This window comes from Stenotrophomonas sp. JAI102 (assembly GCF_013409105.1).
GTDB lineage: Bacteria > Pseudomonadota > Gammaproteobacteria > Xanthomonadales > Xanthomonadaceae > Stenotrophomonas > Stenotrophomonas maltophilia_AA.
In genome coordinates this window covers 521,911-535,153 of record NZ_JACCCI010000002.1, presented here as the reverse complement: position 1 = coordinate 535,153, position 13,243 = coordinate 521,911, and the positions used below count along the sequence as shown (strand labels likewise).

Genomic DNA, 13,243 nt, shown 5'->3' with positions numbered 1-13,243 from the left:
AATTCTCCGGTTACTGCTGGGCGGCGGCAGCCGCCGGCGCGGCGGCCGGCTTGGCCGGGGCCGGGGCCGCGCCCATTTCGGTGGCCTGCACGGGCATGCCCGGCTGGATCTTCTGCAGGCCTTCGACGATGACCTTGTCACCGGCCTTGAGCCCGTCTTCCACCAGCCACTTGTCGCCGAGCGAACGGCTGACCTTGACCTGCCGCACTTCGACCTTGTCGTCCTTGCCGACCACCATGGCGCTGGTATCGCCCTTGGGATCGCGAGCGATGCCCTGCATCGGCACCAGGATCGCGTTCTCGCGCACGCCGCTGCCGACCTGGGCACGCACGTACATGCCCGGCATCAGCACCTGGTCCGGGTTCTCGACCTTGACCCGCAGCGCGTAGCTGCCGGTGGTCGGGTCGACGCTGACTTCGGAGAATTCCAGCGTGCCCTTGTGGTCGAACTCGGTGCCGTCGTCGAGCAGGATCGTCACCGGCAGGGTCTGGTTGTCCTGGAGGCGGCCGCTGGCCAGCTCGCGGCGCAGCTGCAGCAGCTCGCTGGCGGACTGGGTCAGGTCGACATAGATCGGGTTCAACTGCTGCACGGTGGCCAGCGCTTCAGCCTGCCCGGCGCTGACCAGCGCGCCCTGGGTGACCGAGGACTTGCCGATCCGGCCGCTGATCGGCGCGGTGATGCGGGCATAGCCCAGCGTCACGTTGGCGGCGTCCAGCGAGGCACGCGCGGCACCGACATCGGCCTCGGCCTGCTTCAGCGCGGCGATCGCGTTCTCGTTGTCCTGGGTGCTGACCGCCTCGACCTTGGCCAGCTCACCGATGCGCCTGGCGCTCAGGCGTGCGGCATTCGCGGTCGCTTCGGCGCGGGCCAGCTGGGCACGCGCGCTGTTGGCCTGGGCGCGATAGCTCGCGTCATCGAGCTGATACAGCGGCTGCCCCGCAGTGACCAGGCCGCCTTCGGTGAACAGCCGCTTGGCCACGATGCCGTTGACCTGCGGGCGCACTTCAGCGACCAGGAAGGCATTGGTGCGGCCCGGCAGCTCACGGGTCAGGCCGACCTGCTCGGCCTTCAGAGTGGCCACGGTGACCTGGCCGGGGCCGCCCTGCGGACCCTCCTGCTCACCACCGCCACAGGCGGACACGGTCAGGGCGATCGCGAAGGACAGCGCGAGAAGACGGTACGGGGTTCTGGACATGGCGGTAGGGGGCTCGCAGACGGAAAAGGGCGCGCCTGCAGCCGACTTCCGATAAAAGCGAAGAATGACGACAAACAGGCAGCAAATGACGGCAAATATCCGAAACGAGACCCGCCGGCATGCGCAGGCAGTCCTCGCTGAGGATCAGTGGGGCGCAAATATACATACATGCATGTTTGTTTGTAAAGCGGTACAATTCAGGCCGGTTTCATCCAGCAACTGCACAGCGCAATGGCCAGAAAAACCAAAGAAGAGGCCCAGGCCACCCGCGAGGGCATCCTCGACGCGGCCCAGGTCTGTTTCCATGAATACGGGGTCGCCGGCACCAGCCTGGCGATGATCGGCGCGCGCGCCGGATTTACCCGCGGCGCGGTGTACTGGCACTTCAAGAACAAAGCCGAAGTGCTGACCGCGATGATCGACCGCGAGCGCGTGCCCTTCATCGAGCGGATGCGCCGCACCACCTCGGCCAAGCGCAGCACGCCGATCCTGGACCTGCGTTCGGCGCTGCTGGTGTCCTTCCGCGAGCTGGCCGAGGACGAGCGGCTGCGCAACATGATGGAAATCATGCTGCGCAACGATCTGTCGGTGGAAAGCCAGGCGATGCAGGAACTGCAGCGCGAGGCATCCCGCGAGGAGCTGGCGATCATCGCCGCCGCGCTCGAGCGCGCACGCGAGCTGGGCCAGCTGCGCGATCACGTGGATGCCGAAACGGTGGCGCGGATCGTCAGCACCAGCCTGACCGGCGTGCTGTACAGCGCCATGCTGGAGCCTGAGCTGTTCGAGATCCAGCGCGACGGCATGCAGACGCTGGATGCGATCTTCAGTGCCTTCGTCAAACCGGGTGTGTTCACCCCGGGCGCCCCGCCGACGGCGCTGCCGACCGACGACGAGGTCTGAGGCAAAAAAACGGCGACACCCAAGTGCCGCCGTTCTTCCTACCACCCGATCGTTGCGTGCCGTTACAGGATGTAGCGGCTCAGGTCCGGATCCTGCACCAGCTCACCCAGATGCGCATCGACATATGCCTGGTCGATGCTGATGGTCTCGCCATCGCGGTCCGGGGCCTCATAGCTCAGCGTATCCAGCAGGCGCTCCAGCACGGTGTGCAGGCGACGCGCGCCGATGTTTTCCTGGCGCTCGTTGACCTGGAAGGCGATCTCGGCCAGACGGTCCACCGCATCGACGGTGAACTTCATCGAGACACCTTCCGTCTGCAGCAGCGCTTCGTACTGCTTGGTCAGCGCGGCCTTCGGCTCGGTCAGGATGCGCACGAAGTCCTGCTTGCTCAGTGCGCCCAGCTCCACGCGGATCGGGAAACGACCCTGCAGTTCCGGGATCAGATCGCTGGGCTTGGCCAGGTGGAACGCACCGGAGGCAATGAACAGGATGTGGTCGGTCTTGATCGTGCCGTACTTGGTGGACACGTTGGAGCCTTCCACCAGCGGCAGCAGATCGCGCTGCACGCCTTCGCGCGAGACATCGCCACCGCCCACGTTGTCGCCGCGCTTGGCGACCTTGTCGATCTCATCGATGAACACGATGCCATGCTGCTCGCAGGCCTCGATCGCCGCACTGCGGATGTCGTCTTCGTTGACCAGCTTGCCGGCCTCTTCCTCGATCAGCAACGGACGCGCGGCCTTGATCGACAGCGTGCGCTTCTGCGCCTTCGCGCCGCCCATGCTGGAGAACATCTGGCGCAGCTGCTGGCCCATTTCCTCCATGCCCGGCGGGGTCATGATGTCCATGCTGACGTTGGCCGACACTTCCAGTTCGATCTCGCGATCGTCCAGCTCACCGTTGCGCAGCATGCGGCGGAACTTGATGCGGGTCTCGTTGTCCTGCGCGGACGGCTCATTGCGTGCCGCTTCGGCATCGAAGCCGATACCGGTGCTGCGGCGCGGCAGCAGCGCATCGAGGATGCGGTCTTCGGCGCGCTCTTCGGCCTGGGTGCGCACACGCACCTTGGCCTGCTCGCGATACAGCTTGACTGCGGTATCGGCGAGGTCGCGGATGATCTGCTCCACGTCCTTGCCAACGTAGCCGACCTCGGTGAAACGGGTGGCCTCGACCTTGACGAACGGCGCATTGGCCAGCGTGGCCAGGCGACGCGCGATCTCGGTCTTGCCGACGCCGGTCGGGCCGATCATCAGGATGTTCTTGGGCATGACTTCGTTGCGCAGCTCGGCCGGCAGCTGCATGCGGCGCCAGCGGTTGCGCAGCGCGATGGCGACCGCGCGCTTGGCGTCGTGCTGGCCAACGATGTGCCGGTCCAGCTCCTGCACGATCTCGCGCGGGGTCATGGTGGCGGAAGAAACTTCAATCTTGTGCGGCATGGGTGTGCTCACGAATGAATGTGGTTTTTCGAGGTTGCCGGCCAGCGGCCGGCACTACGCTTACAGCTCCTCGACCACCACGTTGCGATTGGTGTAGATGCAGATGTCGCCGGCGATGTTGATCGACTCGGTGGCGATCGTGCGGGCGTCCAGTTCGGTATGCGCCATCAGCGCGCGGGCGGCCGACAGGGCATAGGAGCCGCCGGAACCGATCGCGATGATGCCGTCTTCCGGTTCGATCACATCACCGGTGCCACTGATGATCAGCGAGGTGTCCTTGTCGGCGACGGCGAGCAGCGCTTCGAGCTTGCCCAGGCGGCGCTCGGTGCGCCAGTCCTTGGCCAGCTCCACCGCGGCGCGCTGCAGCTGGCCATGCTTTTCCAGCTTGGCCTCGAACAGCTCGAACAGGGTGAAGGCATCGGCGGCGGCACCGGCGAAACCGGCCAGCACCTGGCCCTCGCGACCCAGACGGCGCACCTTGCGGGCGTTGCCCTTCATCACCGTGTGGCCGAGCGTGACCTGGCCATCGCCGGCGACGGCGACATGTCCATTACGCCGCACCGAGATGATGGTGGTGGCATGAAATACGTTGGGGTTCTGACTGGGGTCCATGGAGCCTCCGGGGTGACAAAGACTGAGGTGGGGTCTCTGCCCGACGCTTCAACCCGCCCCGCCCTGCGCCAGGATGCCGCAGCGGATCGATTCAGCTTTCGTTGTCGCTCTTGCGGCGCTTGGCACGCGGGTGCGCGGCGTCGTAGACCTTGGCCAGGTGCTGGAAGTCCAGATGGGTATAGATCTGCGTGGTGGCGATGTCGGCATGGCCGAGCAGCTCCTGCACGCCGCGCAGGTCACCGGAGGATTCCAGGATGTGGCTGGCGAAACTGTGCCGCAGCATGTGCGGGTGCACGTGCTTGAACAGGCCCTGGCGCTGGGCCAGTTGGCGGATGCGGATCTGCACGGCGCGCTGGGTGATGGGGCCTCCCTTGCGCCCGGGGAACACCGGTGCGGTCGCCGCGCCGCCGCTCTCGGCCCGCCAGCCCTGCAGCGCGCTGCGCGCGTGCGAGCCGAACGGCACGCGGCGCTCGCGGTTGCCTTTGCCCAGCACGTTGACCAGGCCGGTATCGAAATCCAGGTCGCGCCAGATCAGCGCGCACAGTTCGCTCAGGCGCAGCCCGGAGGAATAGAACAGCTCCAGCAGCGCGCGATCACGCAGGCCGAGCGGTGCGTCGGTCGGCAGTTCGACCAGCTGCACGGCTTCATCGGCATCGAGCACCTGCGGCAGTTTGCGCGGTGCTTTGGGCGCTTTCAGGCCCGTGGCCGGATTGGCGGCGATGCGGTGGTGCTTGAGCAGCCACGCATAGAAACTGCGGCACGCCGAAAGCCGACGCTGCAGCGAGGTGGGCGACAATCCACGGCGGTGTTCGGCGGCGATGAACTGGCGCAGCTGCGCGCTGTCCAGCGTGTCGATGACGGTCCCCTGCCCGTCCGACCACGCCGCGAGCGCGTCCAGGTCGCGGCGGTAGGCATCCAGCGTGTGCGCCGACATGCGGCGTTCCACCTGCAGATGCGACAGGAAGTCCTGCGCGGTACTCACGACGACGCCGCTCGACGGGCGATCAGGGCGACGGGAAACGCTGCAGGGCAACGACCAGCGACTCGCCCATCATGCGCAGGAACAGCGTGCCCATGCCGGGATAGAACCGATTGCCGTCATGACTGCCGACCGCGATCAGGCCGACACCCGGCAGCGGCAGCAACGCACTGGACTGCACTTCTTCGGCGCGCCCGGCATACAGCACGGTGTTCTTTTCCGGCTGCAGGCGGCCGCAGATCGGTTCGCCGTCTTTCAGGCAGTCGCGGAACACGCCCAGCAACGGGCTGCTCTCCTCGATCACCTGCAGCCATGGCGCCTGTTCCAGCCCGGCGATCGGATGCAGCACGATCAGCCGGACCAGATCACCGGCGAAATCCTCTTCCAGCGAGGCGGCCATTGCCCGCAGGGTGTCCGCCGCCGAGTCCTGCTTCATCAGTGCCAGGGTCAGCTGGTGCGTGCGCACGGCCAAGCGCTCGTTGATCTGCGCGTTGGAAGCCAGATCGGCCAACCTTCGCGACAGCTCACGGTTCTTGTCGCGCAGCACTTCCAGCTGGTAACTGGCCAGCGACGCGGTGGGGCCGTCATCGCGCGGCACCACCAGGGTCAGGGCCAGGTCCGGGAACTGTTTCAGGAAGGTCGGATGCCGACGCAGCCAGGCGGCTACTTCATGCGATCCGATTTTCTCGGCGGTCTCGCTCATGCGTTCCACTCCCCATCAAAGACGAAGGCTGCGGGTCCGGACATCACGATCTGTGCATCATCGGCCGGCCAGCGGATGCGCAGGTCGCCGCCGGGCAGCGACATCGTGGCATCGCGCTGCAGGCGACCGCGCTGCATCATCACCACGGCCGCTGCGCAGGCGCCACTGCCGCAGGCCAGGGTTTCGCCGGCACCACGCTCGTACACACGCAGGCGCGCGTGCTGCGGGCCGAGCACCTGCACGAAACCGACGTTGACCGATTTCGGAAACGAGGCGTGCTGCTGCAGCAACGGGCCCAGGCGCTCGACCGGGGCGGCATCGACCAGGCCCACTTCGATCACGGCGTGCGGGTTGCCCATCGACACCGCACCGAAGCGCACCGTGTCGCCCTGCAACGGCAACAGGTATTCCTCGCGGGCGCGGGCGAAACCGATCAGCGGCACCTTCTCCGGCTCGAAGCGCGGCACGCCCATGGCCACCGCGTACTGGTCTTCGCCCAGGCGTTCGACCGCATGCGTGGTGACCGGGCTGTCGATCGCGAAGGTGCTGCCGGTCGCTGCCCCATCACGCACCAACCAGGCCGCCACGCAGCGCGCGCCGTTGCCACACTGCTCGGAACTGCTGCCATCGGCATTCCAGATCCGATAGGAGGCGACCGAGCCCTCTGCCTTGGGCGGCTCGATGGTCAGGATCTGGTCGCAGCCCACGCCGGTGTGGCGATCGGCCAGACGCGCGGCCAGCGCAGCATCCGGCGGCGCGCTGCCATCGCGCAGGTCCAACACCACGAAATCATTGCCGGCCCCATGCATCTTGGTGAAGCGCAGCGCCGCGGAGGTGTTCGACTTACTCATTCCCGTCATTGGCCTTCAACGCCGGGGCGTCAACGGGATCGGGAACCACCGGAGAATCGGTATCGGTATCGGCATCGGCGGCCGGCGGCGCGGCGTCGTCGGCAGCCGGTTCGACCAGCTGTTCTTCGACCGGGACAGGCTTCTGCGGCATAACCAGCGGGCCCTTGTTGCCACAGGCCGACAGCACCAGCAGCGCCGAGGCGGCCAGCGTCAGGGAGATGAGGGTACGGGGGGATGTCTTCATCCTCCGAGTATAGCCGCGGTGTTTGAGCGCTTGGGTGCTGGCTGGATGAACGGGCAGCGCGGACATCACACCCTGGGAGGCACCCCGGTAGTGCCGGCCGCTGGCCGGCTCCCCGCACATCCTGACGGGCTCGTGGGTGCCGGCCAGCGGCCGCCACTACCGGGGTCGGTGCGTGTCTCCTGGCGGCAGCGGCCGGGTCCACAGCCACAGCGCCACGCAGGCCATGCTGCCGATGGAGATCCCTTTCACCCAGGCGACCGGCACGCACCACAGCATGATGCCCGCGCACACGGCCATGGTCAGGCTCGCCATCCATTTGCCACGGCGGCTGACCGCGCCATGCGCCTGCCAGTTGCGGATCGCCGGGCCGAACTGCGGGTGCGCCAGCAGGCGGTTGTGCAGGCGCTCGGAACCGCGCGAGGCGGCCCAGGCCGAGATCAGGATGAACACCGTGGTGGGCAGGCCCGGCACGAAGATGCCGACGATGCCGGTGCCCAGGCTGACGTAGGCCAGCAGCCACCACGCCCAGCGGAAACGCACCCGTCCCCGCTCAGCCGGCACGTCGGAAACCACGGGGTGTTCGGGCCGGGACATGCCCCCAGCATAGCGACCCGGCCGGGCCGCCGCGATGGGCACCCGCCTGCGGCAGCCGACGACACGGGGTCGTCGGCGTACAGCGTGCAGCAGCCGGCGTTACGGGGTCTGGGTGACGCCGAGCTGGTCGAGCACGAATGCGTACGACTCGGCCAGCTCGTGGTAACGCTGGAAGCGACCGGACTTGCCGCCGTGGCCGGCTTCCATGTTGGTGCGGAACACGATCGGGAAGTGCCCGGTGTTGTCATCGCGCAGTTTGGCCACCCACTTGGCTGGCTCCCAGTACTGGACCTGCGAATCCCACAGGCCGGTGCCGACGAACAGGGCCGGATACGGCTGCTTGCTGACGTTGTCGTACGGCGAGTACGTGAGCATGTAGTCGTAGTACTCGCGCTGCTCCGGATTGCCCCACTCGTCGTACTCGTTGGTGGTCAGCGGGATGCTGGCGTCGAGCATGGTGGTGACCACATCGACGAACGGCACCTGGGCGACCATCACGCGATAGTCCTGCGGGGCCTGGTTGGCCACCGCGCCCATCAGCAGGCCACCGGCGCTGCCACCGGAGGCGGCGACGCGATCCTTGGCGGCATAGCCCTGGCGGACCAGCTCGCGGGTGACATCGACGAAATCGTTGAACGTGTTCTGCTTCTTGAGCAGCTTGCCGTCCTCATACCACGCACGGCCCATTTCCTGGCCGCCGCGGATGTGGGCGATGGCATACACCACGCCGCGATCGAGCAGGCTGACCACGGTCTGGTTGAAGCCCGGGTCCATCGACATGCCGTAACTGCCGTAGGCGTACTGGTACAGCGCGCCGGTGCCGTCCTTCTTGAAGCCGTTGCGGTAGACCAGCGACACCGGCACCTTGACGCCGTCGCGGGCGGTGACCCACACGCGTTCGGTCGTGTACTTCGACGGGTCGTAACCGATCACCGGCTGCTGCTTGAGCTGGCGGCGTTCACCGGTGACGGTGTTGAGCTCATAGGTGGTGGTCGGCGTGGTCAGCGAGGTGTAGGCGTAACGCAGCCACGGGGTGTCGTGCTCGCTGTTGGCGGCCAGCCCCATCGAGTAGGCCGGCTCGTCTGCCTTGACGTAGTCCTGGCGACCGTCCGGGAACAGCAGACGTACGCGCTCCAGGCCGTTGGAGCGCTCGGCGATCGCGGTGAAGCCGTCGAACAGTTCGAAGCCCTCGATCAGCACGGCGTCATCGTGCGCGACCCAGTCCTTCCACTGGCTGCGCGCGGTGGCATCGCTGGGCGCGGTGACGAGCTTGAAGTTCTTCGCGTCCGCATCGTTGGTGCGGATCACCCAGCGGCCATTGAAGTGGTCGGCATCGTATTCGACGTCGCGCGCACGCGGGGCCAGCACCGTGAACGCCTGCGGATCGGCGGCCGGGGCGTAGCGCGTTTCCGAGCTGACCGTGCTGTGCAGCTCGATGGTCAGGAAGCGGTCATCGCGGGTGCGGCCGACGCCCATGTAGAAGCTGTCGTCCTTCTCTTCATACACGAGCAGGTCGCTGCTGGCCGGGGTGCCCAGTACGTGCTTCTTGACGCGCACGGTGAGCAGCGTTTCCGGATCGTTCTCGACATAGAACAGGGTGCGGTTGTCGTCGGCCCAGACCACATTGGGCGAGACGTTCTCGATGCGGTCCGGCAGCACTTCGCCGGTGCGCAGGTCCTTGAAGCGGATCACGTACTGGCGGCGGCCGACATCGTCCTCGGCCCAGGCCAGCAGGTGGTTGTCCTGGCTGACATCGGCATCGCCCACGTTGAAGTAGCCCTTGCCTTCGGCCATCGTATTGATGTCGAGCAGGATTTCCTCCGGCGCCTCCATGCTGCCCTTGCGGCGCGCCTGGATCGGGTAATCCTTGCCGGTTTCGAAGCGGGTGTAATACCAGTAGCCGCGGTCACGCGAGGGCACGCTGGCATCGTCCTGCTTGATGCGGGCGACGATCTCCTTGTACAGGGTGTCTTCGAGCGGCTTGAGCGGGGCGACGACCTGATCGGTGTAGGCGTTTTCCGCGTTCAGGTAGGCCAGCATCTTGGTGTTTTCGCGCTTGTCGTCGCGCAGCCAGTAGTAATCATCGCTGCGGGTCGCGCCAAAGGGAGCCTTCACCGTGTGCGGGTGCTTCTCGGCGTCGGGCGGGGTCAGCGCGGGGGCGGCGTGCACGTTGGAGGTCATGAGGCTGGCAACCAGTAAACAAAGGGCGGGTTTCACGAGATAGGGCTCCTGGCGGGGGAATGCAATGGCGTCCGTGTTCCTGCAGTCTGTGCCGGCGGGTGGGCCAGCAGCAAGCCTGTCGTTGGTCACTGCGCCTATCATCAGGCCATGGACACTTCCCGCACGCCCCCCACCGGCACCGGCTACAGCCGCCGCAGCCAGGAAATCGAACCCTTCCACGTGATGTCGCTGCTGGCCCGCGCGCAGGCGCTGGAGCAGGCCGGCCACGACGTGATCCATCTGGAGATCGGCGAGCCGGACTTCACCACCGCCGCCCCGATCGTACGCGCCGGCCAGGCAGCGCTGGCGGCCGGCCATACCCGCTACACGGCAGCCCGCGGCCTGCCCGCGCTGCGCGAGGCGATCGCCGGGTTCTACCGGGATCGCTACCAGGTGCAGATCGATCCGGAGCGCATCCTGGTGACCCCGGGTGGGTCAGGCGCCCTGTTGCTGGCCAGCAGCCTGCTGGTGGATCCGGGCAAGCACTGGTTGCTGGCCGATCCGGGTTATCCGTGCAACCGGCACTTCCTGCGGCTGGTGGAGGGCGCCGCGCAGCTGGTGCCGGTCGGCCCGGAGACGGCCTACCAGCTGACGCCGGACCTGGTGGCACGGCAGTGGAACGCCGACAGTGTCGGTGCCTTGGTCGCCTCCCCGGCCAACCCCACCGGCACCGTGCTCTCCGCGGCACAGCTGGCAGCGCTGTCGCAGTCGTTGAAGGCGCGCGGCGGGCATCTGGTGGTGGATGAGATCTACCACGGCCTCACCTACGGCATGGACGCGGCAAGCGTGCTGCAGGTGGATGACGAAGCCTTCGTGCTCAACAGCTTCTCGAAGTACTACGGGATGACCGGTTGGCGCCTGGGCTGGCTGGTCGCGCCACCGCAGGCGGTGCGGGAGCTGGAGAAGCTGGCGCAGAATCTGTACATCAGCGCCTCGAGCATCGCCCAGCATGCGGCGCTGGCCTGTTTCGAGCCGGACTCGATCGCGATCTTCGAGCAGCGTCGTGCGGCGTTCCGCGAGCGTCGCGATTACCTGCTGCCGGCGCTGCGCGCGCTCGGCTTCCGTATCGAAGTGGAACCGGAAGGCGCGTTCTATCTGTACGCCGACGTGAGTGCATTCACCGATGATGCGCAGGCGTTCTGCGCGCATTTCCTGGAGACCGAGCATGTGGCGTTCACGCCGGGTCTGGACTTCGGGCACCACCGTGCGAACGAGCATGTGCGCCTTGCGTACACACAGGAAGTTCCGCGGCTGGAAGAAGCCGTGCGGCGGATCGCCCATGGGCTGGAAACGTGGGTGCGGTGATCGGCCAAAAAAAACGCCGCGCATTGCTGCGCGGCGCATAAATGGGGTGAGGCCAACTCGACGCCCCACCACCCGGAGGCGTCGTTACTTGCTCAGCTGCTCCCACAGGAAGCTGTAGGCCAGCGCCTGCATGTGCGCGGCCTGCGCGTTGTTCGCCGCGCCGCCATGACCGCCTTCGATGTTCTCGTAGTAGGTCACGTCCTTGCCGGCGTCGATCATCTTCGCGGCCATCTTGCGCGCATGCGCCGGATGCACGCGGTCATCGCGCGTGGAGGTGGTGAACAGCACCGGCGGGTAGGTCTTGCTCGCGTCGAACAGGTGGTACGGCGAGAAGGTCTTGATGAACTCCCAGTCGGCCGTGTCCGGATTGCCGTATTCGGCCATCCACGAGGCGCCGGCCAGCAGGTGGCTGTAGCGCTTCATGTCCAGCAGCGGGACCTGCACCACGACCGCACCGAACAGCTCCGGGTACTGGGTCAGCATGTTGCCGGTGAGCAGGCCACCGTTGCTGCCGCCCTGCACGCCCAGGTGCTTGGCCGAGGTGATCTTGCGGCTGACCAGGTCACGGGCGACCGCGGCCATGTCTTCATAGGCCTTGTGACGGTTCTGCTTCAGCGCCGCCTGGTGCCAGCGCGGACCGTACTCGCCACCCCCACGGATGTTGGCGACCACGTACACGCCGCCCTTTTCCAGCCATGCGCGGCCCATGCCACCGGAGTAGGACGGGGTCAGCGAGATTTCGAAGCCGCCGTAACCATACAGCAGGGTCGGGTTGGAGCCATCCAGCTTCATGTCCTTGCCGTGCACCACGAAGTACGGCACGCGGGTGCCATCCTTGCTGGTGGCGAAGTGCTGCTCGATCACCTTGCCGTCGGCGTTGAAGAACGTCGGCATGGTCTTGAGCACTTCAGGCTGCTTGCCGATCTCGGCAATGGCCAGGGTGGTCGGGGTCAGGTAGTCGGTGACGGTCATCCACACCGCATCGCTGTCATCGGCATCGACCGCACTGACGGCCACGGTGCCGAACGACGGCGCGCCGGTGAAGGCACTCGTCTTCCAGCCGCTGTCGGCCGGGGTCAGCACGCTCAGGCGGCTCTTGACGTCGTCCAGCACGTTCAGGACCAGGTGGTTCCGGGTCCAGCTGGTGCCTGCCAGCGAGGTGGTGTCGGTCGGGGCGAACAGCACGTCGAAGTCACGCTTGCCGGCGAGGTAGTCGTCCAGCTTGGTGGCCAGCAGCGAGCCGGCGGCGTAGGTCTTGCCGCCCACGGTCCACGGTTCGCGCAGTTCCAGGGTCAGCCACTGCTTGCGCAGCCCCTTCTCCGCCGAGTTCGGCGCATCGATCTTCGTCAGCGTGCCGTCGTCGGCGCGCAGGTAGAGCTCGTTGTTGTAGAAGGCCAGCGTGCGGCTGACCAGGTTGCGCTCGTAGCCGGGGGTATCGTCGTGCATGGCCGCGATGTACATGTCATCGGGCTTGCCTTCGTAGACCACCGAGGCCGAGGCCATCGGGGTGCCGCGCTTCCACAGCTTGGCCACGCGCGGATAACCGGAGGTGGTCATCGTGCCGGTGCCGAAATCGGTGTAGACGAATACGGTGTCGCGGTCGATCCAGTTCAGGCCACCCTTGGATTCCGGGCGGAAGAAACCGTCCTTGATCCAGGTCTTGTTGGCCAGGTCGAACTCGCGGGTGACGTCGGCATCGGCGCCGCCGCGCGACAGCGCGATCAGGCAGCGCGAATAATCCGGACGCAGGCAGTCGGCGCCGTGCCAGACCCAGTTCTCGCCTTCGGCCTTGTTCAGCGCATCCAGATCCAGCACGGTTTCCCACTGCGGCGAGGCCTTGCGGTACTCGGCCAGCGTGGTGCGGCGCCACAGGCCGCGCTCGTGCTGCTTGTCCTTCCAGAAGTTGTAGTAGTAGTCGCCGATCTTCTGCACGCCGGGAATCTTGGCGTCGGAGTCGAGCACCTCGCGGATGCTGGTCTCCATCTGCTTGAACGCCGGGGTCGTGGCCAGGCGGCCTTCGGACTTGGCGTTCTGTTCCTTGACCCACGCCAGCGGCTTGTCGCCGGTGACGTCTTCAAGCCAGGCGTACTTGTCCGCCGGGGCGTCAGCAGCCATGGCGGTTCCCGCCGCACCGGCGGAGATCAGACCTGCCATCAGGCAGGCGGAAGCGAATCGTGACATTGCAGCTCCAGGCAGTCATAGCC

Annotated in this window: 12 protein-coding genes; 2 read left to right on the top strand and 10 right to left on the bottom strand. The window is 66.6% G+C overall.

Annotated elements, in window-relative coordinates:
* Positions 1–10: 10 nt before the first annotated feature.
* A complete protein-coding gene (smeD, locus tag HDC96_RS11060) occupies positions 11–1,195 on the bottom strand; it encodes a multidrug efflux RND transporter periplasmic adaptor subunit SmeD (RefSeq protein WP_179460021.1) in 1,185 nt (394 codons plus the stop codon).
* 231 nt (positions 1,196–1,426) lie between these two features.
* On the opposite strand from smeD, the gene HDC96_RS11055 reads away from it, so the two are divergent.
* On the top strand, positions 1,427–2,095 hold the full coding sequence (locus HDC96_RS11055; protein WP_176988154.1) for a TetR family transcriptional regulator: 669 nt from the start codon (positions 1,427–1,429) through the stop codon (positions 2,093–2,095).
* A gap of 62 nt (positions 2,096–2,157) precedes the next feature.
* Here HDC96_RS11055 and hslU read toward each other — a convergent pair whose 3' ends face one another.
* From hslU to HDC96_RS11015, 8 genes are all read right to left on the bottom strand, one after another.
* Positions 2,158–3,531 carry an ATP-dependent protease ATPase subunit HslU gene (gene hslU, locus HDC96_RS11050; protein WP_179460020.1) on the bottom strand — a complete coding sequence of 458 codons (1,374 nt, stop codon included), beginning with the start codon at positions 3,529–3,531 and terminating at the stop codon, positions 2,158–2,160.
* Positions 3,532–3,591: 60 nt separating this feature from the next.
* The gene (gene hslV, locus HDC96_RS11045; protein ID WP_019183676.1) at positions 3,592–4,143 is read right to left on the bottom strand and encodes an ATP-dependent protease subunit HslV; all 552 of its coding nucleotides are present in this window, start codon (positions 4,141–4,143) and stop codon (positions 3,592–3,594) included.
* A gap of 91 nt (positions 4,144–4,234) precedes the next feature.
* Positions 4,235–5,125, bottom strand: a complete 891-nt coding sequence (gene xerC / locus HDC96_RS11040; RefSeq protein ID WP_179460019.1) for a tyrosine recombinase XerC — start codon at positions 5,123–5,125, stop codon at positions 4,235–4,237.
* Positions 5,126–5,147: 22 nt separating this feature from the next.
* Complete coding sequence (locus HDC96_RS11035; RefSeq protein ID WP_179460018.1) at positions 5,148–5,825, bottom strand: DUF484 family protein; 678 nt, start codon at positions 5,823–5,825, stop codon at positions 5,148–5,150.
* Positions 5,822–6,676, bottom strand: coding sequence for a diaminopimelate epimerase (gene dapF, locus HDC96_RS11030; RefSeq protein WP_179460017.1), 855 nt, complete (start codon positions 6,674–6,676; stop codon positions 5,822–5,824). The genes HDC96_RS11035 and dapF overlap by 4 nt, the downstream gene beginning before the upstream one ends.
* A complete protein-coding gene (locus HDC96_RS11025; protein ID WP_179460016.1) occupies positions 6,669–6,920 on the bottom strand; it encodes a lipoprotein in 252 nt (83 codons plus the stop codon). The genes dapF and HDC96_RS11025 overlap by 8 nt, the downstream gene beginning before the upstream one ends.
* Positions 6,921–7,076: 156 nt before the next feature.
* Positions 7,077–7,514, bottom strand: a complete 438-nt coding sequence (locus HDC96_RS11020) for a YbaN family protein (RefSeq protein ID WP_179460015.1) — start codon at positions 7,512–7,514, stop codon at positions 7,077–7,079.
* 99 nt (positions 7,515–7,613) lie between these two features.
* Entirely contained in the window at positions 7,614–9,731 is a 2,118-nt protein-coding gene (locus HDC96_RS11015) for a S9 family peptidase (protein ID WP_179460014.1), read from the bottom strand.
* 111 nt (positions 9,732–9,842) lie between these two features.
* Between HDC96_RS11015 and HDC96_RS11010 the strand changes: the two genes are divergently transcribed.
* Positions 9,843–11,039, top strand: coding sequence for a pyridoxal phosphate-dependent aminotransferase (locus tag HDC96_RS11010; protein WP_179460013.1), 1,197 nt, complete (start codon positions 9,843–9,845; stop codon positions 11,037–11,039).
* A gap of 84 nt (positions 11,040–11,123) precedes the next feature.
* Here the strand turns inward: HDC96_RS11010 and HDC96_RS11005 are convergent, their stop codons facing one another.
* Positions 11,124–13,220 (bottom strand): prolyl oligopeptidase family serine peptidase, encoded by a 2,097-nt coding sequence (locus HDC96_RS11005; RefSeq protein ID WP_179460012.1) that lies wholly within the window; start codon positions 13,218–13,220, stop codon positions 11,124–11,126.
* Positions 13,221–13,243: the final 23 nt, after the last annotated feature.